General features: G+C 74.5%; 22 protein-coding genes and 1 riboswitch. Of the genes, 20 read left to right on the top strand and 2 right to left on the bottom strand.

Annotation, left to right across the window (positions count from 1 at the left end; genetic code table 11):
• Positions 1–27: 27 nt before the first annotated feature.
• The 12 genes from mihF to HS048_RS14855 all read left to right on the top strand — a co-directional run bounded on the left by mihF (position 28) and on the right by HS048_RS14855 (position 13,096).
• The gene (gene mihF / locus HS048_RS14800) at positions 28–351 is read left to right on the top strand and encodes an integration host factor, actinobacterial type (RefSeq protein WP_068894195.1); all 324 of its coding nucleotides are present in this window, start codon (positions 28–30) and stop codon (positions 349–351) included.
• 213 nt (positions 352–564) lie between these two features.
• A complete protein-coding gene (gmk, locus tag HS048_RS14805; RefSeq protein WP_068894456.1) occupies positions 565–1,137 on the top strand; it encodes a guanylate kinase in 573 nt (190 codons plus the stop codon).
• Positions 1,138–1,148: 11 nt separating this feature from the next.
• Positions 1,149–1,412, top strand: a complete 264-nt coding sequence (gene rpoZ / locus HS048_RS14810; protein ID WP_068894194.1) for a DNA-directed RNA polymerase subunit omega — start codon at positions 1,149–1,151, stop codon at positions 1,410–1,412.
• A 10-nt stretch (positions 1,413–1,422) separates the two neighbouring features.
• Positions 1,423–2,649, top strand: coding sequence for a bifunctional phosphopantothenoylcysteine decarboxylase/phosphopantothenate--cysteine ligase CoaBC (gene coaBC, locus HS048_RS14815; protein WP_068894193.1), 1,227 nt, complete (start codon positions 1,423–1,425; stop codon positions 2,647–2,649).
• A gap of 81 nt (positions 2,650–2,730) precedes the next feature.
• A complete protein-coding gene (locus HS048_RS14820; protein ID WP_068894192.1) occupies positions 2,731–3,099 on the top strand; it encodes a hypothetical protein in 369 nt (122 codons plus the stop codon).
• A 332-nt stretch (positions 3,100–3,431) separates the two neighbouring features.
• Entirely contained in the window at positions 3,432–4,619 is a 1,188-nt protein-coding gene (metK, locus tag HS048_RS14825; protein ID WP_068894191.1) for a methionine adenosyltransferase, read from the top strand.
• Between the two features lie 109 nt (positions 4,620–4,728).
• Positions 4,729–6,813: a primosomal protein N' gene (locus tag HS048_RS14830; protein ID WP_196467250.1), complete on the top strand. Its 2,085-nt coding sequence runs from the start codon at positions 4,729–4,731 to the stop codon at positions 6,811–6,813.
• A 49-nt stretch (positions 6,814–6,862) separates the two neighbouring features.
• Complete coding sequence (locus HS048_RS14835; RefSeq protein ID WP_307832475.1) at positions 6,863–8,512, top strand: hypothetical protein; 1,650 nt, start codon at positions 6,863–6,865, stop codon at positions 8,510–8,512.
• Between the two features lie 40 nt (positions 8,513–8,552).
• On the top strand, positions 8,553–9,944 hold the full coding sequence (locus HS048_RS14840; RefSeq protein ID WP_068894189.1) for a hypothetical protein: 1,392 nt from the start codon (positions 8,553–8,555) through the stop codon (positions 9,942–9,944).
• 144 nt (positions 9,945–10,088) lie between these two features.
• Positions 10,089–10,637: a peptide deformylase gene (gene def, locus HS048_RS14845; protein ID WP_068894188.1), complete on the top strand. Its 549-nt coding sequence runs from the start codon at positions 10,089–10,091 to the stop codon at positions 10,635–10,637.
• A 5-nt stretch (positions 10,638–10,642) separates the two neighbouring features.
• Positions 10,643–11,572, top strand: a complete 930-nt coding sequence (gene fmt / locus HS048_RS14850) for a methionyl-tRNA formyltransferase (protein WP_068894187.1) — start codon at positions 10,643–10,645, stop codon at positions 11,570–11,572.
• Positions 11,573–11,575: 3 nt separating this feature from the next.
• Positions 11,576–13,096, top strand: a complete 1,521-nt coding sequence (locus tag HS048_RS14855; protein ID WP_196467251.1) for an RsmB/NOP family class I SAM-dependent RNA methyltransferase — start codon at positions 11,576–11,578, stop codon at positions 13,094–13,096.
• 60 nt (positions 13,097–13,156) lie between these two features.
• On the opposite strand, the gene HS048_RS14860 is transcribed toward HS048_RS14855, so the two are convergent.
• Positions 13,157–13,786 (bottom strand): ABATE domain-containing protein, encoded by a 630-nt coding sequence (locus tag HS048_RS14860; RefSeq protein ID WP_196467252.1) that lies wholly within the window; start codon positions 13,784–13,786, stop codon positions 13,157–13,159.
• A gap of 101 nt (positions 13,787–13,887) precedes the next feature.
• Between HS048_RS14860 and HS048_RS14865 the strand changes: the two genes are divergently transcribed.
• Positions 13,888–14,757 carry an SDR family NAD(P)-dependent oxidoreductase gene (locus tag HS048_RS14865; RefSeq protein ID WP_230880832.1) on the top strand — a complete coding sequence of 290 codons (870 nt, stop codon included), beginning with the start codon at positions 13,888–13,890 and terminating at the stop codon, positions 14,755–14,757.
• Between the two features lie 82 nt (positions 14,758–14,839).
• On the opposite strand, the gene HS048_RS14870 is transcribed toward HS048_RS14865, so the two are convergent.
• Positions 14,840–15,418, bottom strand: a complete 579-nt coding sequence (locus tag HS048_RS14870) for an NADPH-dependent F420 reductase (RefSeq protein WP_068894184.1) — start codon at positions 15,416–15,418, stop codon at positions 14,840–14,842.
• 119 nt (positions 15,419–15,537) lie between these two features.
• Between HS048_RS14870 and HS048_RS14875 the strand changes: the two genes are divergently transcribed.
• The 7 genes from HS048_RS14875 (at position 15,538) to ribH (ending at position 21,139) form a co-directional block, all read left to right on the top strand.
• Positions 15,538–16,032, top strand: a complete 495-nt coding sequence (locus HS048_RS14875) for a MarR family winged helix-turn-helix transcriptional regulator (RefSeq protein WP_068894453.1) — start codon at positions 15,538–15,540, stop codon at positions 16,030–16,032.
• 73 nt (positions 16,033–16,105) lie between these two features.
• Positions 16,106–16,762, top strand: coding sequence for a ribulose-phosphate 3-epimerase (gene rpe, locus HS048_RS14880; protein WP_068894183.1), 657 nt, complete (start codon positions 16,106–16,108; stop codon positions 16,760–16,762).
• A 208-nt stretch (positions 16,763–16,970) separates the two neighbouring features.
• A complete protein-coding gene (locus HS048_RS14885; RefSeq protein WP_068894182.1) occupies positions 16,971–17,777 on the top strand; it encodes an oxygenase MpaB family protein in 807 nt (268 codons plus the stop codon).
• Positions 17,778–17,897: 120 nt separating this feature from the next.
• Positions 17,898–18,028: riboswitch (FMN riboswitch) on the top strand.
• A 103-nt stretch (positions 18,029–18,131) separates the two neighbouring features.
• Complete coding sequence (locus HS048_RS14890; RefSeq protein WP_191893189.1) at positions 18,132–18,740, top strand: riboflavin synthase; 609 nt, start codon at positions 18,132–18,134, stop codon at positions 18,738–18,740.
• Positions 18,737–19,399, top strand: coding sequence for a nicotinamide mononucleotide transporter family protein (locus HS048_RS14895; protein WP_196467253.1), 663 nt, complete (start codon positions 18,737–18,739; stop codon positions 19,397–19,399). The genes HS048_RS14890 and HS048_RS14895 overlap by 4 nt, the downstream gene beginning before the upstream one ends.
• 5 nt (positions 19,400–19,404) lie before the next feature.
• Positions 19,405–20,637, top strand: a complete 1,233-nt coding sequence (locus HS048_RS14900; RefSeq protein WP_191893387.1) for a bifunctional 3,4-dihydroxy-2-butanone-4-phosphate synthase/GTP cyclohydrolase II — start codon at positions 19,405–19,407, stop codon at positions 20,635–20,637.
• A 31-nt stretch (positions 20,638–20,668) separates the two neighbouring features.
• Positions 20,669–21,139 carry a 6,7-dimethyl-8-ribityllumazine synthase gene (ribH, locus tag HS048_RS14905; protein ID WP_196467254.1) on the top strand — a complete coding sequence of 157 codons (471 nt, stop codon included), beginning with the start codon at positions 20,669–20,671 and terminating at the stop codon, positions 21,137–21,139.
• The last annotated feature ends 82 nt before the right edge of the window (positions 21,140–21,221 follow it).

The raw sequence follows: 21,221 nt of genomic DNA on the forward strand, positions 1-21,221 counted from the left end.
TCCACAGGAAATTCGAGGTGACCCGGCGTGGCTCTTCCTCCCCTTACCCCCGAGCAGCGCGCCGCAGCCCTGGAAAAGGCTGCCAAGGCCCGCCGAGAGCGTGCCGAGGTCAAGAACCGCCTGAAGCACGGCGCGGTCTCTCTGACTGAGGTGCTCAAAGACGGGCAGGCCGATGACGTCATCGGCAAGATGAAGGTGTCGGCCCTTCTCGAGTCGCTCCCCGGCGTGGGCAAGGTCCGCGCCAAGCAGCTCATGGAGCGGCTGGGCATCGCCGAGTCCCGCCGCGTGCGGGGCCTCGGCGCCAACCAGCGCGCGTCCCTGGAGCGTGAGTTCGGCGGAGCCGAGAGCTAGGACTAGTCTCGGTTCCACAGTTCGCACGCTTCACCCCGCGCAGCGGGGACGGCATCACGGGGGTCTGGAGTGACCGGAACGTCAACCGGAGCATCGCGGCCCGACGAGGGCCGGGCTCCGGACGAGACCGCGGCGAGCGGATCCGGTGGCTCCACACCCCCGGCCGGGAGTCCGGAGGAGGCGCGAGCCTCCGCCGGGCCGACCGGCAACCGCCTGACGGTCCTGTCCGGGCCGTCGGGCGTCGGCAAGTCCACGGTCGTCGCCGAGCTTCGGCGGGCACACCCCCAGGTGTGGCTGTCGGTCTCGGTGACCACCAGGAAGCCCCGCCCCGGCGAGACCCACGGGGTGGAGTACTTCTTCGCCGACGATGAGGAGTTCGACCGCCTCGTCGCCTCCGGGGGGCTGCTGGAGTGGGCCGAGTTCGCCGGCAACCGGTACGGCACGCCGCGCGCGCCCGTCCTCGAGAAGCTCGCCGCGGGCATCCCCACCCTGCTGGAGATCGACCTGCAGGGCGCCCGCCAGGTCCGCGCGACCATGCCGGAGGCGCTGCTGGTCTTCCTGGCCCCGCCGAGCTGGGAGGAGCTGGAGAAGCGCCTGCGCGGCCGCGGCACCGAGCCGGAGGACGTCATCGCCCGCCGCCTGGCGGCCGGCCGGATCGAGATGGCCGCCGAGCGCGAATTCGACCTGACACTGGTGAACACGTCGGTCCAGGAGGTGTGCCGGCGGCTGATAGCCTTGCTGGCTGGTGCTCCCGAGGCTTCGAGCCCCGGACGTTCAACTAGCTAGGGGGACACGACGTGGCAACCAACGCCGCTCATACCGAAGGCATCACCCACCCGTCGATCGACGCGCTGCTCGACATCGTCGACAGCAAGTACAGCCTGGTGATCTTCGGGTCCAAGCGGGCCCGCCAGATCAACGCCTACTACTCCCAGCTCGGCGAGGGCCTGCTGGAGTACGTCGGGCCGCTGGTGGAGACCCACGCGCAGGAGAAGCCGCTGTCCATCGCGCTGCGCGAGGTCAGCGAGGGCCTGCTCACCGCCGAGCCCATCGAGGGCTGAGACCCGCCCGATGCGAACGTCCGAGGACGCGCCCGCCAGGCCGAGCGTCGTGCTCGGGGTGAGCGCTGGCATCGCCGCCTACAAGGCGTGCGAGCTGCTCCGCCTGTTCACCGAGTCCGGCCACGACGTCCGCGTCGTCCCGACCCGCGAGGCGCTCCGCTTCGTCGGCGAGCCCACCTGGGCCGCGCTCTCCGGCAACCCGGTGACCGCCGACGTCTGGGACTCCGTGCACGAGGTGCCGCACGTCCGCATCGGCCAGGGCGCCGACCTGGTGGTGGTGGCCCCCGCCACCGCCGACGTGCTGGCCAAGGCCGCGCACGGCATCGCCGGCGACCTGCTGACCAACACCCTGCTGACCGCGCGCTGCCCGGTGGTCTTCGCCCCGGCGATGCACACCGAGATGTGGGAGCACCCGGCGACGCAGGCCAACGTGGCCGTCCTGCGCGAGCGCGGCGCGCTCGTCCTCGACCCGGCCGTGGGGCGCCTCACCGGCGCCGACACCGGCCGCGGGCGGCTGCCCGACCCCGCGGAGATCTTCGAGGTCTGCCGCCGGGTCCTGTCCGGCCGCTCCCTCGACCTGACCGGGCGCCACGTGGTCGTCTCCGCGGGAGGCACCCGCGAGGCCATCGACCCGGTCCGCTTCATCGGCAACCGCTCCTCGGGCCTGCAGGGATACGCCCTGGCCCGGACGGCCGCCGCCCGCGGCGCCCGGGTCACGCTGGTCGCGGCCAACGTCGCGCTGCCCGACCCCGCCGGGGTCGCGGTGGTCCGGGTCGAGTCGGCGCTCCAACTGCGCGACGCCGTGCTGGAGGCGGTGGCCGACGCCGACGCCGTGGTCATGGCCGCGGCCGTGGCGGACTTCCGGCCCGCGGCGCGGAGCGACTCGAAGATCAAGAAGACCTCGGCCGAGCCCGGCGCCGTCCACCTGGTGAAGAACCCGGACATCCTCGCCGAGCTGGGGGAGCGCCGCCGCGAGGGCGCCGCGCCGTACCCCGCGGTGATCGCGGGGTTCGCGGCGGAGACCGACGACGTGCTCGCCAACGGGCGGGCCAAGCTCGCCCGCAAGGGCTGCGACCTGCTCGTCGTCAACCAGGTCGGGGAGAACCTCGCCTTCGGCACCCCGGACAACGCGGCGGTCGTCCTGTCCGCGGACGCGGAGCCGGTGGAGATCCCGCGGGGGCCCAAGGAAGCGCTGGCCGACGTGGTCTGGGACCTGGTGGCCGAGCGGCTTCCCTGATCCGCTTGCCGGAGATCGCCTCCCGGCGGATACTGCGTCGGACAGAGCGACCCGGAACGCCGTGTCAGGGAGGGGTCCGATATGCCGGTGCCGGCCGCCGTCAGGGCGCGCTGCCGCGCGCTGCTCCCCCCCGGGCAGGACATCCGCTACGTCCTGCCCGCGCTGTCGGTGGGGCCGCCGGGGATGGCGGCCTTCCTGGTCGTGGTGTCCGACCAGGCGATCCACGTGCTGTCCACGGCCTTCTTCGACAGGAACGTTCCGACCGCGATCCACTCCACCCACGCCCGGCGGACCCGGATCGGCCCGGTGGAGTTCTCCGCGGGCGCGGCCATCGAGCTCGGCGGCACGGTGTTCGAGATCGAGGAGGAGTACGCCGCGGTGGTCCACGCCGCCGACGCCGAGGTCTTCGCGCCCGAGACGCTGCCGCCCGACCCGCTGCCCGACCTGTGACCCGCCGGTCCGCCGCGCCCGACGGCGTGCGGACGGCCCGAGCGGAACCTCCCGCGCCCATCCGAGGATCCGCAAGACCTTCCCGGGACCTCCCGCGCGGCCTGCGGAGGCTCTGCGCGGGGCGGTCTCCGGGAGCGGTTCGGGTGCGGAACCGCCGCCGGGAGAGGGCGGATCCCCGGTGTGCGCCGCACTCCCGCCGTCCTCCCGCCGACCGGAGGCGGAAGGGAGAATCGCGAACGGCCGGTGAGCGGCTAGACTTCGGCGGAGTGCTCGCGGTGCGCCCCCGCACCGGAGCCCCGTCGCCAGCAGCCGCTGCATGAGGAGCCACTGACTTGTCCCGTCGCCTGTTCACCTCCGAGTCGGTCACCGAGGGCCACCCGGACAAGATCGCAGACCAGATCAGCGACGCGATTCTCGACGCCATGCTCAAGGGAGACCCCAAGAGCCGGGTCGCGGTCGAGACGCTGATCACCACCGGTCAGGTCCACGTCGCCGGAGAGGTGACGACGGAGACCTACGTCGACATCCCGGGTCTCATCCGCGAGAAGATCCTCGAGATCGGCTACGACGCCTCGCACAAGGGCTTCGACGGCGCCTCCTGCGGAGTGTCGGTGTCCATCGGCGCGCAGTCCCCCGACATCGCGCAGGGCGTCGACGCCGCCTACGAGGCCCGCGAGGGCGAGGCCGGCGACGAGTTCGACCGCCAGGGCGCCGGCGACCAGGGCCTCATGTTCGGCTACGCCTGCCGGGAGACCCCCGAGCTGATGCCGCTCCCGATCCAGCTCGCGCACCGCCTGGCCGAGCGCCTGTCGCAGGTCCGCAAGGACGGCACGGTCCCCTACCTGCGCCCCGACGGCAAGACCCAGGTCACCATCGAGTACGACGGCGACAAGCCGGTCCGCCTCGACACGGTGGTCGTCTCCACCCAGCACGCGGCCGAGATCGACCTCAAGGAGATGCTCGCGCCGGACATCAAGGAGCACGTGGTCGACCCGGTCCTGGCCGGCCTGGAGCTGGAGACCGAGGGCTACCGGCTGCTGGTCAACCCGACCGGCCGCTTCGAGATCGGCGGCCCGATGGGCGACGCCGGCCTGACCGGCCGCAAGATCATCGTCGACACCTACGGCGGCATGGCCCGTCACGGCGGCGGCGCCTTCTCCGGCAAGGACCCGTCCAAGGTCGACCGCTCGGCCGCCTACGCCATGCGCTGGGTCGCCAAGAACATCGTGGCCGCCGGTCTGGCCGACCGCGCCGAGGTCCAGGTCGCCTACGCCATCGGCAAGGCGCACCCGGTCGGCGTGTTCGTCGAGACCTTCGGCACCGAGAAGACCGACATCGCCAAGATCCAGGCCGCCGTGCTCCAGGTCTTCGACCTGCGCCCGGCCGCGATCATCCGCGACCTCGACCTGCTCCGCCCGATCTACTCCGAGACCTCCGCCTACGGCCACTTCGGCCGGCCGGAGTTCTCCTGGGAGGCCACCGACCGCGCCGACGCGCTGCGCGCCGCCGCCGGTCTGTAGTCCCGTCGCGAGAGGAGCCCCCGGTGGACCCGTTCCGCCGGGGGCTCTCGCCGTGTCCCCGGGCGGTCCCGGCGGATCGGCGAGAGGTGCCCGCGGGGTCTGGTAGGACATGGGGGTGACCCACACGATCCCCTCCCCGGACGACGGCGCCCTGCTCCCGCTGGACGCCGTCCGCGAGCGGCCCGCCCCCGCGCGCAGCGCCGGACCGGCGCGGGGCGTGCCGGAGCCGGCCGCGGAGCTGCCCGTCGCTCGGGTCGCCGTGGACACGCCGCTGCCCCACCTGGACCGGCCGTTCGACTATCTCGTCCCCGCGACCCTGGACGCCGCGGCCGTCCCGGGCTGCCGGGTCCGGGTCCGGTTCGCGGGCAAGCTCGCCGACGGGTTCCTGCTGGAGCGGGTGGAGACGAGCGAGCACCCCGGGAAGCTGGCCCGGCTGGAGCGGGTGGTCTCCGCCGAGCCGGTGCTGACCCCGGAGATCGCCGCCCTGGCCCGCGCCGTCGCCGACCGCTATGCCGGGACCCTGGCCGACGTCCTGCGCCTGGCCGTCCCGCCGCGCCACGCCAGGGTCGAGGCCGAGCCGCGCACGAGGGAGCCGCAGGAGGCGCAGGAGCCCCTGGAGGTCGCCGGGCCGGGCCCCTGGGCCGACTACCCGGGCGGGGAGGCGTTCCTGGCGGAGCTGGCCACCGGGCGCGCCCCGCGGGCGGTGTGGACCGCGCTGCCGGGGACCGGGCCGCGGGGCCCGGAGTGGCCGGAGGCGGTGGCGGTGGCGGTGCGCGAGACGCTGCGCGGCGGCCGGGGCGCGCTCGTGGTGGTGCCCGACGGCAAGGACGTGGCGCTGGCCGGTGCGGCGCTGGAGGCGGTCCTGGGCCCGGGCCGGCACGTGGCGCTCACCGCGGACCTGGGTCCCGCCGAGCGCTACCGGCGCTGGCTGCGGGTGCTGCGCGGCGAGGCCCGGGTGGCGCTGGGCACCCGGGGCACGGCGTTCGCCCCGGTGCGGGACCTGGGCCTGGCGGTCGTCTGGGACGACGGTGACGACCTGCACGCCGAGCGGCTGGCGCCGTACCCGCACACCCGCGAGGTCCTGGCCCTGCGCGCCCACCGGGGGCGGGCGGGCCTGCTCGTCGGCGGCCACGCCCGCACCGCGGAGGCCACCCGGCTGGTGGCCACCGGCTGGGCCGCCGCCCTGGTCGCGCCCCGCGAGGCGGTCCGGGCCCGGGCGCCGAGGGTACGGCCGGCCGGCGACGACGCGGAGCTGGCCAGGGACGAGGCGGCGCGGGCGGCCCGGCTGCCCAGCCTCGCCTGGCGCACGCTGCGGGCCGGGCTGGAGCACGGCCCGGTGCTGGTGCAGGTCCCCCGGCGGGGCTACCTGCCCGCGCTGTCCTGCCAGGGCTGCCGGGCCGCGGCGCGCTGCGGGCACTGCGCCGGGCCGCTCGCGCTGCGGGGCGGCCACGCGGCGCCGTACTGCCGCTGGTGCGGGCGGATCGCGGGGGAGTGGCGCTGCGCGGCCTGCGGCGGGACGCGGGTGCGCGCCCGGGTCGTGGGCGCCCGCCGGACGGCCGAGGAGCTGGGGCGGGCCTTCCCCTCGGTCCCGGTCAGGACGTCCGGCCGGGACGGCGTGCTGGCCGCGGTCGGGCCGGGCAGGGCGCTGGTGGTGGCCACCCCGGGGGCCGAGCCGGTGCCGGAGGGCGGTTACGCGGCGGCGGTGCTGCTGGACGGGTGGGCCCTGCTGGGGCGGCCGGACCTGCGGGTGGCCGAGGAGACGCTGCGCCGGTGGCTGAACGCCGCGGCCCTGCTGCGGCCCGGGGCCGAGCTGGTCGTGCTGGCCGACTCCTCGCTCGCCGTCGTGCAGGCGCTGCTGCGCTGGGACCCGGTCACGCACGCCGAGCGGGAACTGGCCGACAGGACAGAACTCGGTTTCCCCCCGGCGGTGCGGATGGCCACGCTGACCGGGTCCCCGGCGGCGGTCCGGGAGATGCTGGGGGAGACCGCGCTGCCGGAAAGCGCGCGGGTGCTCGGGCCGGTGCCCGTGGAGACGCCCCGGGGCGATCAGGTGCGGGAACGCGCCATCGTGCGGGTGCCGTGGGGGGCCGCCCCGGTGCTCGCCTCCGCGCTGAAGGGGGCCGCCGGCGTGCGTTCCGCGCGTAAGGCGCCGGAGGTGGTCAGGGTATGCATTGACCCTATGGACGCCATTTGAGTAGTTTCCCCGATTCGCGGTGCTGACAGTAAGCCGTTAATTTCTCCCTGTGTCGATTGAATGGGTGAATCGGGCCATCGACGATCTTCGGGCGTGGGGGCGTGCGCACGGCCGCGAGGTCGACGCGGACGAGGCGCGTCTGCTCTGCGACTACGCCAGCGACTACCTGGACGTGAACGAGCTGGGGGATTTCACCTCGGTCACTTTCGAGGAGCTGCTGCTCAACATCTATCCGCGCAAGGTCATCGCTCCTCCGGAAAGCGCCCCGGAGACGGTCGCCGCCGCCCGGACCCTCGTCGACTTCCTTCTCGAGACCGAGGAGATCGGCGGGAAGATGGCCGCGCGCATGCGCGCCACCCTGGACCGGATCGAACCCGAGATGCCGGCCGCCCTGGCCGACACCTCCCGGTTCGGCATGGCCAAGAGCCTCTTCAGCGCGATGGGCGCCGACTCGCTGGACGCGGGCGAGGACTCCCCGCCCGCCGAGGACGCCCAGGAGGGGGAATACTGCGAGTGCCCGGGCTGCTCCCCCCTCCCGCCGGTACGGCTCGCCTCCCGCGAGGCGCTGGCCGAGGCCGCGCTGCGGGTCCCCCTGCTGACCGACGCCCGCCGCCTGGTCCAGTGGATGCTGGCCGGGGGGCGCACGCCCACCCGCAAGGGCGCCCTGCGGGTGCGCGACGCCGCGGAGGCGAACGCGCAGCTGGCGGTCGGCGACCCCGCGTTCCTGTGGGACCTGGCGGTGCACACCGGCCTGGTCGAGACGGAGGGCGCGGCGGTCTTCGACGGGGACGACCCCGACCCCCTGGAGGTGTGGGCCGCGACGGTGCGGTTCGCCGTGGAGAAGGACACCGGCGGGGCCTTCAGCGGCGACCGGCTCGTCGACGAGGAGCTCTACACCCTGCTCGACCTGTTCTACCGGGTGCAGGCGCCCGTGCCCGTGCCCGTCGTCCGGGAGTACCTCGAGGACGAGATCGGCCTGGCCGACGAGGGCGCCGAGCTCGACCTGGAGGAGGTCGGGCGGCGGCTGGCCTACTGCGGGCTGCTCAGCCGGGGCGAGGGGACGCTGGAGCTGACCCCGCTGGCGGTCTGGGGCCTGCACGAGCTCTACGACGTCTTCGGCATCGACGCGCCCGAGGCCCCCGACCTGGCCGCGGCCGACGCGACCGGCCTGATCGAGGGGCTGCTGGCCGGCGTGCTCCCCGACGTGGCCGAGTCCGACATCGCCGGCTGGCTGTCCCGCCGGAGTCCCGCCGAGGCCGCCGCCGAGCTGCTGGGGGCGGTCTCGGGCGCGCCCGCCGTCGCCCGGGGGATCGCGGTCACGATCGTCGACCGGCTCGGCGCGGAGGCGGAGGAGTCCGTCCGGGGCTTCCTGGAGGACGCCGAGCTGCGGCCGCACGCCGTGCACTGGCTGTCCGCGCGCGGACTGGCCGCACCGACGCTCACCCCGGACGAGGTGCTCTGGATGAGCGTGGACATGCTCGCCCTGGCCCTGCCCGCGGCCGAGGAGGACCCGGAGGCGTTCGCCGAGAACATGGCGGCCTCCGGCCCTCCGTCGCACATGATCGAGGAGATGTGGCGGGTGGACCACCCCGACGCCGTCGACGTGCTGGAACTCCTCGGGCGCTCCCTGCCGGACCAGAACGCGGCCAAGGCGGCGCGCAAGGCGGCCTTCAAGGCCCGTTCGCGCGCGATCGGCTGAGCCGTACATCCGTGGGGCTCTTGTGGAGTAAGTTTCACGGGTGGCAAAGAGCGGGAACACCGGCAACGTCTTCGATCTCGGCGAACTGCGGAGGCTGGTCGACGAGTTGGGAACCGCGCCCCGGGAGGCGCGGGCGGCGGTGCTCGACGAGGCCGTCGCGGGGGACGCGGGGGACGCGGACTGCGACTGCCCGAGCTGCGGCACCGAGGCGCTGAGCTTCCCGCCGGTCGAGCTCGCCCCCGACGCCGAGCTGGCCCGGGCGGTGCTCCGGGTCCCGCTGGTGCGGGACGCCCGGCGGCTGGCGGCCTGGACCGGCACCCGGCAGGTGACCCCCGAGTGCCTGCTGCCCGACCCGTTCCTGGCGGCCGCCGAGCTCGGCCTGCCCGGTCCCGCCCGGGTCCACCTGCTCTGGGTCGTCGCGGTCAACACCGGCATGCTCCGGATCTCCCGGGGCACGGCCGCCCCCGGGCCGCTCGTCCTGACCGGCGACCTGCCCCCGCGGGCGCTGCTGGAGTTCTGGGACGGCGTGGTCATGGACGTGCTGGACCGGGCCGACGAGAGCCTGACGGGGTCCGCCGTGGTGGACGAGCACCTCGCCGAGATGCTCGCGACGATGTACGCCGTGAGCGACGGCCTGTCCCCCGCCACCCTGGTCAAGGGCATCCTCCAGTCGCACGAGGTGGCCTGCGAGGCCCGCCCGGCGCAGATGCGGCAGCTGGCGGCCTCCCTGCCGGGAGAGCTGGCGGCCGCGCTCGACCTGCTGGGCTACTGCGGGCTGGTCGAGCGCTCGCCGGCCGGCTGGCCCCGGCTGACCCCGCTCGGCGTGTGGGCGGTCCGCCAGGACCTGATGCGGGAGGGCCACGACGCGCCCACCGGCGCGGAGGTCGCGGTCTTCGCCGACCTCGGCGCGGGCGAGCTCGTCGAGGCGATCGTCAAGGGCTCCGCCGCGCCCAGCGCCGTCACCGTGTGGCTGGAGTCGCGCGGCCCCGAGACCGCCGCCCGGGAGCTGCTCGGGGTCGCCGCCTCCGGCGCGGCCGGGCAGCGCGGCGTGGTGAGCACGATCCTGGAGGAGCTCGGACCCGAGGCCGAGACTCCCGTCCGGGAGGCCCTCGCCGAGCCCTCCCTGTGGCGCTACGCGGCCTCCTGGCTGCACATCCGCGACCTGCCCGCGCCCACCCTCACCCCCGCCGACAACACCTGGATCGCGGTCGACACGCTCGCCTCGCTGATCCACCAGGGCCGGGCCCCCGAGGGGATGGGCGAGTTCGCCGCGCTCGAGCCGGGCGAGGACCTGGTCCGCCTGGTAGAGGAGATGGCCCTCGTGGAGCATCCCGACGCGATCGTGGTGCTCGACATGCTCGGCGCGCACCACGCCGACGCCGCCGTGGCCAAGGCCGCGCGCAAGGCGGTCATGAAGGCCCGCTCCAGGTAGTGGTCCCGTCGGGTCGGGGCCCGGTCGGTCCCGGGCGCGCTCCCGCGGTGTCCGGTGTCGCCGTGCCGCCCCCGGCGGCGGACGTGAGCGCGATCCGCGCCGCCGGGGCCCCTAAACTGGGGGGATTCCGTGGAAGGAGCCCTGTTGGCCATTCAGTCAATCCGCCTCTTCGGCGACCCGGTGCTGCGCACGCCCGCGGAGCCGGTGAAGGACTTCGACAAGGAGCTGCGCAAGCTCGTCAAGGACCTCACCGACACCATGATGGACGCGCCCGGAGCGGGCCTGGCCGCACCGCAGATCGGGGTCGGGCTGCGGGTCTTCACCTACTACGTGGACGACCAGCTCGGCCATCTGATCAATCCCAACCTCGACCTGTCCGAGGACCTCGACGAGGAGGGGGAGGAGGGCTGCCTGTCCTTCCCCGGCCTGTCCTACCCGACGCCCCGGGCGATCCGCGCGGTGGCCAAGGGCTTCGACATGCACGGCGAGCCGGTCACCCTCGAGGGCACCGACCTCATGGCCCGCTGCTTCCAGCACGAGACCGACCACCTGGACGGCATCCTGTTCATCGACCGGATGGACCCCGCGCAGCGCAAGCTCGCGATGCGGGAGATCCGCCAGGCCGAGTGGAGCGGGCTGTCCGCGCCCACGTTCAAGTTCTCCCCGCACGCCACCCACGGGAAGGCTCTGTAGGAACCTTGCGCCTGGTCTTCGCCGGAACCCCGGACACCGCCCTGCCCTCGCTGCGCGCGCTGCTGGACTCGCCGCGCCACGACGTCGTCGCCGTCGTCACCCGCCCGGACGCCCCGTCGGGCCGGGGGCGGAAGGTCCACCCCAGCCCCGTCGCCGAGCTGGCCGAGGAGGCGGGCATCGAGGTCCTCAGGCCGCCGAAGGCGGGTGATCCCGCGTTCCTGGAGCGGCTCCGGGAGATCGGGCCCGACGCCTGCCCGGTGGTCGCCTACGGGGCCCTGCTGCCCCAGGCGGCGCTGGACGTCCCGCGCCACGGCTGGATCAACCTCCACTTCTCGATCCTGCCCGCGTGGCGGGGGGCGGCCCCCGTGCAGCACTCCGTGCTGCACGGCGACGAGATCACCGGCGCGAGCACCTTCCAGATCGTCAAGGAACTGGACGCCGGACCCGTCTACGGCGTGGTCACCGAGAAGATCCGCGCCACCGACACCAGCGGCGGGCTACTGGCCCGGCTGGCCGAGTCCGGCGCCGAGCTGCTGGCGGCCACCCTCGACGGGATCGAGGACGGCACGCTGGAGGCCAGGCCGCAGCCCGCCGAGGGCGTGAGCCTCGCTCCGAAGATCAGCGTCGAGGACGCCCGGATCGACTGGACCGCCCCGGCGATGCGGGTGGACCGCCTGGTTCGCGCCTGCACCCCCGCCCCCGGCGCGTGGACGGAGTTCCGCGGCCAGCGGGTCAAGCTCGGCCCGGTGCGGCCCGCGCCCGACGCGCCCGCGCTGGCCCCCGGCCAGGTCGCGGCCGCCAAGGACTCCGTCCTGGTCGGCACGGCCACGCACCCGGTGGAGCTGGGCGAGGTGCAGCCGCAGGGCAAGCGCCTGATGACCGCGGGGGAGTGGGCCCGCGGCGTACGGCCCACCGACGAGGATCGGCTGGTCTGAGCGATGAGCGATCGGGGGAACGGCGGCGCTCCGCGCGGCGGGGACCGTGAGGGAGGCCGGCCGCGCGGCGGGTCCGGCGGCGGAGGGCAGGGCTCCGGCGGAGGCCGGCGCCAGGGGCCGGGCGGCCGCGGCCGGGGTCCCGCGGGCGGCCGCGGAGGCGGCGGGAACCGGGGCGGGCGCCCGCCCCGCCCGGTCCACGACGAGGCCCGCAACACTGCCTACGACCTGCTGCGCGCCGTGGACGAGCGGGACGCCTACGCCAACCTGCTGATGCCCGCGTTGCTGCGCGAGCGCCGCCTGTCGGGGCGCGACGCGGGGCTGGCGACCGAGCTGGCCTACGGCACCCTGCGCGGGCTGGGCACCTACGACGAGGTCATCGCCGCCTGCAGCGACCGGGCCCCGGAGGAGCTGGACCCGCCGCTGCTGGACGCCATCCGGCTGGGCGTGCACCAGCTGCTCAAGACCCGCGTGCCCCCGCACGCCGCCGTCGGCACGACCGTCGACCTGGTCCGGCTCCGGGTCGGCGCGGGCCCCGCGAAATACGCCAACGCGGTGCTCCGCAAGGTCTCCACCCGTTCCCTGGAGCAATGGCTGCCGATCGTGGCCCCGGACCCGGCCGACGACCCGGTCGGCCACCTGGCCGTGTCGCACAGCCACCCCCGGTGGATCGTCACCGCGCTGCGCGACGCCGTCGGCGGGGACGCCGAGGAGACCGCGGCCCTGCTGGCCGCCGACAACGAGCGCCCCCGCGTCACCCTGGTGGCCCGCCCGGGCCGCTCGTCGGTGGAGGAGCTCCTCGACTCCGGCGCCGAGCCGGCCGACTTCTCCCCCTACGCCGCCTACCTGCCCGAGGGCGACCCCGGCGCGGTCCGCGCCGTGGCCGAGTCGCGCGCCGCCGTACAGGACGAGGCGAGCCAGCTCGTGGCGGTCGCACTCACCAGGGTCCCGGTGGCGGGCGGCGACTCCCGCTGGCTCGACATGTGCGCCGGGCCGGGCGGCAAGGCGGGACTGCTGGACGCCCTCGCCGCGGAGGGCGGCTCCCGCCTGCTCGCGGCCGAGCTCCAGCACCACCGCGCCCGCCTGGTCAGGCAGACGACCCGGGACGCCGCGGTGGTCGCCGCCGACGGCCGGGTCCCGGCCTGGCGCCCGGGCGTCTTCGACCGGGTCATGCTGGACGCCCCCTGCACCGGCCTCGGCGCCCTGCGCCGCCGCCCGGAGGCCCGCTGGCGGCGTGATCCCCGCAGCCTCCCGGAGCTGGGCCGGCTCCAGCGCGAGCTGCTGGCCTCCGCCCTCGACGCCACCCGCCCGGGCGGCGTGGTGGCCTACGTGACCTGCTCGCCGCACCTGGCCGAGACGGTCACCGTGGTCGGCGACGTGCTGCGCGGCCGCGAGGACGCCGAGGCGCTGGACGCCCGCGCGTACCTCCCGGAGGTCGGGGGGCTCGGCGAGGGCCCGTACGCCCAGTTCTGGCCGCACCGCCACGGCACCGACGCCATGTTCCTGGCCCTGCTGCGCCGCCGCTGACCGTCCGCCCGTGAGGCGGTGGCGGCTCCGGAGCGCCGCGGAGTCCGCGGCGGGCCGATCTCACTCCCGGGCGGCGTCCGCCGGGTCCGCCGCGCGGCGGCTGCGGTAGGAGCGCATCGCCACCTGCGCGCCGCAGCGCTTCGGGCTGCAGTACGCCGCGGAGCAGTTGCGGGTGCGGTCGTAGAACCCGAGATGGCAGGGCGGGTTCCGGCACGCCTTCACCCGTGCCCAGATGCCGCCCCTGGCGAGCTCGGACACGGCCGCGAGCAGGCCGCCGAACGCTCCGGGCACGCCCTCCTGGGCCGGGACGAGCCGTACGTCGTGCGCGGTGACGACGGGCGACAGGGGATACAGAGCACCGCTCCGGCGCAGGTGGGCCTCCGCCTCCTCCAGCGCCGTGCCGCCTCCCGGTCCGCCGTCACCCGGTCCGCCGCCGGCGTGCTCGCCGGCGTGGGCGAGCAGGACCGTGACCAGAGCCTGCCTCAGCTCCCGGGCGGCGGCGGCGTCCGCCTCGGTGACCAGGGTCCCCTCGCGGGCCAGCCCGGCCGCGCGCAGCCATCGGGCCGCCGCCGGGGCGTCGGCCAGCCGCTCCTCGCGTCCGTCGATCGGGCGGGTGTTGACGAAGTCGAGCACGAGATCCGCCGCCTCGGGCGGGCTGAGAGGACTGTGCCGTCCCTGATCGGTGACCACGCCCACCATGATAGTCGGGAACTGAGCGAAACTTATTAGACCATAACGCAGGTCGACCAAAACATTTGATAGTTATGAGTAAACGCTGTACGGTCACAACCATGTCGATCAAAGCAGAGACCATGGCCACGTCCGTCCCCCGTTCCTGGTTCGTCACCGGAGGCTCCTCCGGCATCGGTCGCGAGCTGACGCTCGCCGCCCTCGGCCGCGGTGACCGCGTCGCCGCCGCGGCACGGCGCGTCGACGGCCTCGCGGAGCTCGCCCAGCGCTTCCCCGGCAGGTTCCTCGCCCTCGAGCTCGACGTCCGCGACGAGGCCGCGGTGCGCCGCGGCGTCGAGCGGGCCGTCGCCGCGTTCGGCCGCCTCGACGTGGTGGCGAACAATGCGGGCTACGGTCTCTTCGGGGCCGTCGAGGAGGTGACCGACGCGCAGGCCAGGGCCGTCTTCGACACGAACGTCTTCGGTGTCCTGAACGTGCTGCGCGCCGTGCTGCCGGTGCTGCGGGCCCAGCGTTCGGGGCACGTCCTGCAGGGCTCGTCGGTGTACGGGCAGACGGCCCATCCGGGGGTGGGCCTGCTGGCCGCGACCAAGTACGCGGTGGAAGGACTGTCGGACGCCCTGGTCGCCGAGTTGGCGCCGCTCGGGGTCAAGGTGACGCTGGTCGAGCCGGGCTACGCGGCCACCCCGTTCCTGTCCAACCTCGCCTTCGCCGAGCCGGTGGCCGACTACGACCCGACCGTGCGCGCGGTGCAGAGCTCCCTCGGCGGCCTGCCGCCGGAGGCGTTCGCCGACCCGGCCGAGGTGGTCCGGGCCGTGCTGGCCGTGGTGGACGCCGACCGTCCCCCGCTCCGCCTCACGCTGGGCGGCCGGGCGGAGGCCGATGTGCGGGCCGCGCTGGCCGCACGGCTGCGCGACCTGGACGAGTGGGCGGCCGTGACCCGGGAGGTCGGCCGGGCGCCGGTCGCCTCCTGACGGCCGGCGGTCCGGCGCGCCGTCGGCGGGTGGGAGGCCGGCCGGGGCGCCCCGCCGGCGCGGGGCACCCCGGGAGGGCCGGTCAGGCGCGGGTGAGGGTGAAGGCGATGCCGTCGCCCATGCCCCGGCCGTAGGCGAGCTGGATGAGCAGCTCGACCGCGGGCTCGGTGTAGCGGGCGTTGGCCAGCGGGCCGGCGTCCACGGCGTCGAAGCCGAGCTGCGCGCCGAGGTCCAGGACGGTCTTCTTGGCGGCCTCGTCGTCTCCGGCGACCGGCAGGAAGCGGCCGGCGCCGTCCTCGCCCAGGTGGCCGGCGAAGACGGTGTTGAAGGCCTTCACGACCCGGGCGCCCGGCAGGGCGGCGGCCACCCGCTCGCCGCCGGAGGCGGTGTGGCCGACGGTCAGCGACATGAAGTCGGGGGCCAGCGGGTTCGTGGCGTCGACCACGACCTTGCCCGCCAGCGACGCCCCGACCCGGGGGTCCAGGGTTTCGACGGCGGCGAACGGCACCGCCAGGATCACGAGGTCGGCCTGCGCGGCCTGCGCGGCCGTACGCTCCGGGCCCGTGGAGGTGTCGGCGGTGACGACCTCGTGCCCGATCGCGGTGAGGCGGGAGGAGAGGGCGGAGCCGACGTTGCCGGAGCCGAGGATGCTGATCTTCATGAGGGGCGCCTTCCTTTGTGCTTCGAATTCGAAGCATGTGGTCGATGTGCTTCGAATTCGAAGCACGACGGAACCGTACAGGTGCTTCGAATTGGAAGCAACCCGGTATCGTGGAGCGCATGAACGAACCGCGCTGGCTGGACGAGACCGAACTGCGTGCCTGGAGTGGGTTCCTGGAGACCTCCGACCTGCTCCACCGCATGGTCGAGCAGCAGCTCCGCGAGGTCGGCGGGGTCACCACGGTGCAGTACGACATCCTGCACCGGCTCAACGAGAGCCCCGAGAGGCGCCTGTGCATGACCGACCTGGCCGAGCGCCTCGTCTCCTCCCGCAGCGGCATCACCTACCAGGTCGCCCAGCTGGAGAAGGCGGGCCTGCTCCGCCGCGAGGACGCCCCCGACGACGAGCGCCGCGTGCTCGCCGCCATCACCGAGGAGGGGCGCCGGGTGCTGGAGAGGACCGCGCCCGGCCACGTCGAGGCGGTCCGCGCCGGGCTCCTCGACGCGCTGACCCCCGAGCAGACCGCCCAGCTCGCCGCCATCATGGACGCCGCCCGGACCCACCTGCGCGGCGCCGTCCGGCTCCATCCGCCCCGCCGGGCGCGCTCCCGCTGAACGGGCACCCGGCCGCGCCGGGAGACGGCCGGTGGGAGGGGGCGGAGGGGTGCCCCATAGACTCGGGACCACCATGGCCGTACAGATCTCGCCCAGCATCCTGTCCGCCGACTTCGCCCGCCTCGCCGAGGCGGCCGCGGCGGTGTCCAACGCCGACTGGCTGCACGTCGACGTGATGGACAACCACTTCGTGCCCAACCTGACGCTCGGCCTGCCGGTCGTCGAGTCCCTGCTCAAGGCCACGTCCCTGCCGCTGGACTGCCACCTGATGATCGAGGACCCGGACCGCTGGGCCCCCGCCTACGCCGAGGCCGGCGCGGGCAGCGTGACGATCCACGCCGAGGCGGCCAGGGCCCCGGTCCGCACGCTGCGCCAGATCCGCGCCGCGGGGGCCCGCTCGGGGTTCGCGCTGAACCCGGCCACCGCGGTCGAGCCGTACGAGGACCTGCTCGGCGAGATCGACATGCTGCTGCTGATGACCGTCGAGCCCGGGTTCGGCGGGCAGAAGTTCCTCGACGTGGTCCTGCCGAAGATCCGTCGGGCCCGTGCGCTCATCGAACGGCACGGCGGGCAGATCTGGCTCCAGGTCGACGGCGGGGTCGCGGCCGAGACCATCGAGCGCTGTGCGGAGGCGGGCGCCGACGTCTTCGTCGCGGGCAACGCCGTCTACGGCGCCGGTGACCCGGCCGCCGCCGTGGACGCCCTGCGGGCCCTGGCCGCCGGGGCCTGACGCTGGCTCGGGGTCCCCGGGGGAGGGCCCGACAGGGGTTTCAGGAGGTCCGGCGGGAGGATCGGCTGAAGGTTCCAGCAGGGTCGGCGGGGCCGGGGGCGCGACCGTGCCCCGGCCCCGCCGCTCCCGTGTCCGGACGATGTGGCCCGGATGGTAGGTGTGACGACGGAAGGGTAGGGTAACCAGTCACTTACAAGGGAGGTGGCCCATGGACCACGGACTCTTCGGGCCGGGCTCGGTGACCTGGCGGGTGATGGGCGAGCCGATCCTGCTGGTCGGCGGTTTCCGGGCGCTGCTCATGCAGGGGCTGCACCCGCGCGCCATGCGCGGGGTCGCGCAGAACTCCGCACTGATGGACCCCAACGAGGCCTGGGCCCGCTTCCAGCGGACCACCGAGTTCGTCCGGGTGCGGACCTACGGCACGCTGGAGGAGGTCGAGCGGGCCGGCGCCCGGGTCAGGAAGATCCACTCCATGCTCACCGCCGTCGACCCCGGCACCGGGGAGCGCTTCCGCCTGGACGACCCCGAGGCGCTGCTCTGGGTGCACGTCGGCGAGGTCGACTCCTACCTGTCGGTGGCCCGGCGCGCCGGGGTGCGGCTGACCGACGAGGAGGCCGACCGGTTCGTCGCCGAGTGGCGCCGCGCCGCCGAGGTCGTCGGCCTGCGGGCCGACGACGTGCCGGGCTCCGTCGGCGAGATGCGCGACTACATCCGGGCCTGCCGGCCGGGCCTCTACTTCGCCCCCGAGGTGCCGCACCCGATCCGCCAGTCGTTCAACGCGCCGCTCCCGCTGTACCTCCTCCCGCTCAAGCCGGTCTTCCCGGGGTTCGTCCTGTTCGCCTTCGCGACGCTGCCGCGCTGGGCCCGCAGGCTGTACGGCCTGCCCGCCACGCCGCTGGAGGACCTGTGGGCGACGGCGGCGCTCAAGGCGCTGCAGACGGGCATAGGCCTGGTCCCCGCGCCGGTCAGATACCCCCCGGACGCCCGCCGGGCCCGGCGCCTCGACGCGGCCTGACGCGTAACCGCCGGGCGTTTGCCTGGTCCGCATGCTGGAGGGGGTCCCGCCCGGTTTGCCGGACATGGCACACTGATGTACGGGAGCCGTGCCGTACGGCCGGCGACCCGAAAAGCAGAGCAGCGTGCTCCGGGGTCGGTGAAATTCCGAACCGGCGGTTACAGTCCGCGACCCGGTCGAAGCCATCGACCGGTTGACCCGGTGAAATTCCGGGACCGACGGTTAAAGTCCGGATGGGAGGAAGCGCGCGAGCGGACAGTGCCGTCGAGGCACCCTCCGCCGACGGGTCCGTGGACCCGTCATCCCCGGGGCCCGCCATGGCAGGAAGCTACTGGCGAGTGGGAGGCCCCCCGGATGTTCACCGGAATCGTCGAGGAACTCGGCGAGATCGCGGCTATAGAGCCGCTCAAGGACGCCGCGCGCATGTCGATCCGCGGCAGGACCGTCACTTCCGACGCCGGACACGGCGACTCCATCGCGGTCAACGGCGTCTGCCTGACCGTGGTCGCCGTCGACGGCGAGGTGTTCACCGCCGACGTCATGAAGGAGACGCTGGACCGCAGCTGCCTGGGCGCGCTGCGCCCCGGCTCCCCGGTCAACCTGGAACGCGCCGTCCGCGCCGACCAGCGGCTCGGCGGCCACATCGTGCAGGGCCACGTGGACGGCACCGGTGTGCTGCTGTCCCGCGAGCCCGGCGAGCACTGGGAGGTCGTGCGGATCTCGCTCCCGGCCGGACTGGACCGCTACGTGGTGGAGAAGGGCTCCATCGCGGTGGACGGCGTCAGCCTGACCGTGGCCGGCGTGGACGGCGACGCGTTCTCGGTCAGCCTGATCCCCACCACCCTGAAGCTCACCACCCTCGGTGCCAAGCAGCCCGGCGACCCGGTGAACCTGGAGACCGACGTGATCGCCAGGCACGTGGAGAAGCTCGTCGGCGCCCACGCACGGGGAGGCCGGGCGTGAACTGGGCCGAGGCGGGATTCCACCTGTTCGGGGTGAAGGTCCTCTGGACCGACCTGGTCGGCAACGCGGCCGCGCTGGCCACCGTGCTGCTGGCGATCCGCAAATCGATCTGGACCTGGCCGGTGCAGCTGACCGGCTCGGTGCTGCTGCTCGTCGCCTCGGTCGGCGCGCAGCTCACCGGCAACGCGCTCAAGCAGGTCATGTTCGGCGTGCTGGCCGTCTACGGCTGGTGGAAGTGGTCGCGCGGCACCGCGGGCGGCCAGGAGCTGGCCGTACGGCCGGCCACCCCGCGCGAGCGGCTCGGGCTCGTCGCGGCCATGCTGGCGGGCACGGCGCTGGTGGGCGTGCTGTTCTTCGTCACCGGCCTGTCGTGGGGCGCGCACGCCCCGCTGCCCGACGGCTACTTCCTGGTCGCCGCCGACGCCTACATCTTCGTCGGCAGCGCCGTGGCGACCTGGGCGCAGGGCCGGGCGCTGGTCGACTTCTGGATCATCTGGGTCGCGGTGGACCTGGTCGGCGTGCCGCTGGCGTTCAGCTCCGGGCTGGTCGTCTCCGGCGCCGTCTACGGGATCTTCTTCGTGCTCGTCCTGATCGGGTTCGCGAACTGGCTCAAGGAGTACAGGTCGCAGGCCGTGCTCATCCCCAAGGAGGCAGTGTGACCACCATGCTGGACCCCGTCGAGCGGGCGATCGCCGACATCCGCGAGGGCAGGCCCGTCGTGGTCGTCGACGACGAGAACCGCGAGAACGAGGGCGACATCATCTTCGCCGCGGCCAAGGCCACCCCGGAGCTGCTGGCCTTCACCATCCGGCACACCAGCGGCGTCATCTGCGTCTCCATGCCCGGCGAGGACCTCGACCGGCTCGGCCTGCCGCTGATGGTCCACGACAACCGCGAGCGGATGCGCACGGCCTACACGATCAGCGTGGACGCCCGCGACGGGGTGACCACCGGCATCTCGGCGGCCGACCGGGCCCGGACGATCCGCACCCTGTGCGACTCGGCCACCGAGCCGTTCGAGCTGGTCCGGCCCGGCCACGTCTTCCCGCTCCGCTACCGGGAGGGCGGCGTGCTGGTCCGGCGCGGCCACACCGAGGCGGCCGTGGACCTGTCCCGGCTGGCCGGGCTGAGCCCGGCGGGCGCGCTCGCCGAGGTCGTCAACGACGACGGGACCATGAAGCGCCTGCCGGAGCTGCGCGCCTTCTGCGACGAGCACGACCTGGCGCTGGTCTCCATCGAGCAGCTGGTGGAGTTCCGGCGCAGGACCGAGCGGATGGTCACCCGGGTCGCCGAGACGCGCATCCCGAACGCCTACGGGGTCTGGAGGGCCTACGGCTACTCCAGCGCCCTGGACGGCGGCGAGCACCTGGCCCTGGTCTACGGCGACCTCGGCGACGGCGAGAACGTCCTGGTCCGGGCGCACTCCGAGTGCCTGACCGGGGACGTGCTCGGCTCGCTGCGCTGCGACTGCGGGGTGCAGCTGGACCACGCGATGGCCGAGATCGCCGCGGAGGGGCGCGGGGTCGTGGTCTACCTGCGCGGGCACGAGGGCCGCGGGATCGGCCTGCTGGCCAAGCTCCGGGCGTACGGCCTGCAGGACGGCGGGAGCGACACCGTCGACGCGAACCTGGAGCTCGGGCTGCCGGTGGACGCCCGGGAGTTCTCCAACGCCGGGCAGATCCTCGCCGACCTGGGCGTGAAGTCGGCCAGACTGCTGACCAACAACCCGGCCAAGCTGCGCGGCATGGACGGCTACGGCATCAAGGTGCTGGGCCGGGAGCCGATGCCGGTGGCGATGAACCCGTACAACGAGAAGTACCTCACGGCCAAGCGCGACCGCCTCGGCCACGACATCCACGAGGAGACCGAGATCGCATGGGCGGGGGAGACCGGATGACCGGGCGGAGCGGGCGGAACGGGGCGGCCGGATGAGCGGGGAGGGACGGCCCGGCGCGGAGGCGGTCGACGCCACGGGGCTGACGGTCGGGATCGTGGCGGCGCGCTGGCACGAGAAGATCACCGACAGGCTGCTGGAACGGGCCGTGCGGGCCGGCGAGGACAGCGGCGCGACCGTGACCGTGGTCCGGGTGGCCGGGTCCCTGGAGATCCCGGTGGTGGCCCAGGCGCTGGCCCGGCGCTGCGACGCGGTGGTGGCGCTGGGCGCGGTGATCCGCGGCGAGACCGCGCACTTCGACTACGTCTGCGACTCGGTGACCTCCGGCCTGACCAGGATCTCGCTCGACGAGGAGACGCCCGTCGGCAACGGCGTGCTGACCTGCGACTCGGTGGAGCAGGCCCTGGACCGGGCGGGTCTGCCCGGCAGCCACGAGGACAAGGGGTACGAGGCCACTGTCGCCGCGCTGGAGACCGCCGTGCTCCTGCGCGGCCTGCGCGGCTGACACCGCCCGAGGGGGCGGCCGGGGCGTGCGGTAGGTTGCGACCGCGGGCGCCCGGCCGCCCTCCGGCGCGGCGGACGGCCGC

It is taken from the genome of Planomonospora sp. ID91781 (genome assembly GCF_015711595.1).
Taxonomy (GTDB): domain Bacteria; phylum Actinomycetota; class Actinomycetes; order Streptosporangiales; family Streptosporangiaceae; genus Planomonospora; species Planomonospora parontospora.

What these genes read in the sequence shown, in the direction of transcription:
- coaBC (WP_068894193.1), top strand. Translation starts at nt 1,423, where the DNA reads ATGCGAACGTCCGAGGACGCGCCCGCCAGGCCGAGCGTCGTGCTCGGG.
- HS048_RS14820 (WP_068894192.1), top strand. Translation starts at nt 2,731, where the DNA reads ATGCCGGTGCCGGCCGCCGTCAGGGCGCGCTGCCGCGCGCTGCTCCCC.
- HS048_RS14830 (WP_196467250.1), top strand. Translation starts at nt 4,729, where the DNA reads ATGGGGGTGACCCACACGATCCCCTCCCCGGACGACGGCGCCCTGCTC.
- HS048_RS14855 (WP_196467251.1), top strand. Translation starts at nt 11,576, where the DNA reads ATGAGCGATCGGGGGAACGGCGGCGCTCCGCGCGGCGGGGACCGTGAG.
- HS048_RS14865 (WP_230880832.1), top strand. Translation starts at nt 13,888, where the DNA reads ATGTCGATCAAAGCAGAGACCATGGCCACGTCCGTCCCCCGTTCCTGG.
- HS048_RS14870 (WP_068894184.1), bottom strand. Translation starts at nt 15,418, where the DNA reads ATGAAGATCAGCATCCTCGGCTCCGGCAACGTCGGCTCCGCCCTCTCC.
- HS048_RS14875 (WP_068894453.1), top strand. Translation starts at nt 15,538, where the DNA reads ATGAACGAACCGCGCTGGCTGGACGAGACCGAACTGCGTGCCTGGAGT.
- rpe (WP_068894183.1), top strand. Translation starts at nt 16,106, where the DNA reads ATGGCCGTACAGATCTCGCCCAGCATCCTGTCCGCCGACTTCGCCCGC.
- HS048_RS14885 (WP_068894182.1), top strand. Translation starts at nt 16,971, where the DNA reads ATGGACCACGGACTCTTCGGGCCGGGCTCGGTGACCTGGCGGGTGATG.
- HS048_RS14890 (WP_191893189.1), top strand. Translation starts at nt 18,132, where the DNA reads ATGTTCACCGGAATCGTCGAGGAACTCGGCGAGATCGCGGCTATAGAG.
- HS048_RS14900 (WP_191893387.1), top strand. Translation starts at nt 19,405, where the DNA reads ATGCTGGACCCCGTCGAGCGGGCGATCGCCGACATCCGCGAGGGCAGG.
- ribH (WP_196467254.1), top strand. Translation starts at nt 20,669, where the DNA reads ATGAGCGGGGAGGGACGGCCCGGCGCGGAGGCGGTCGACGCCACGGGG.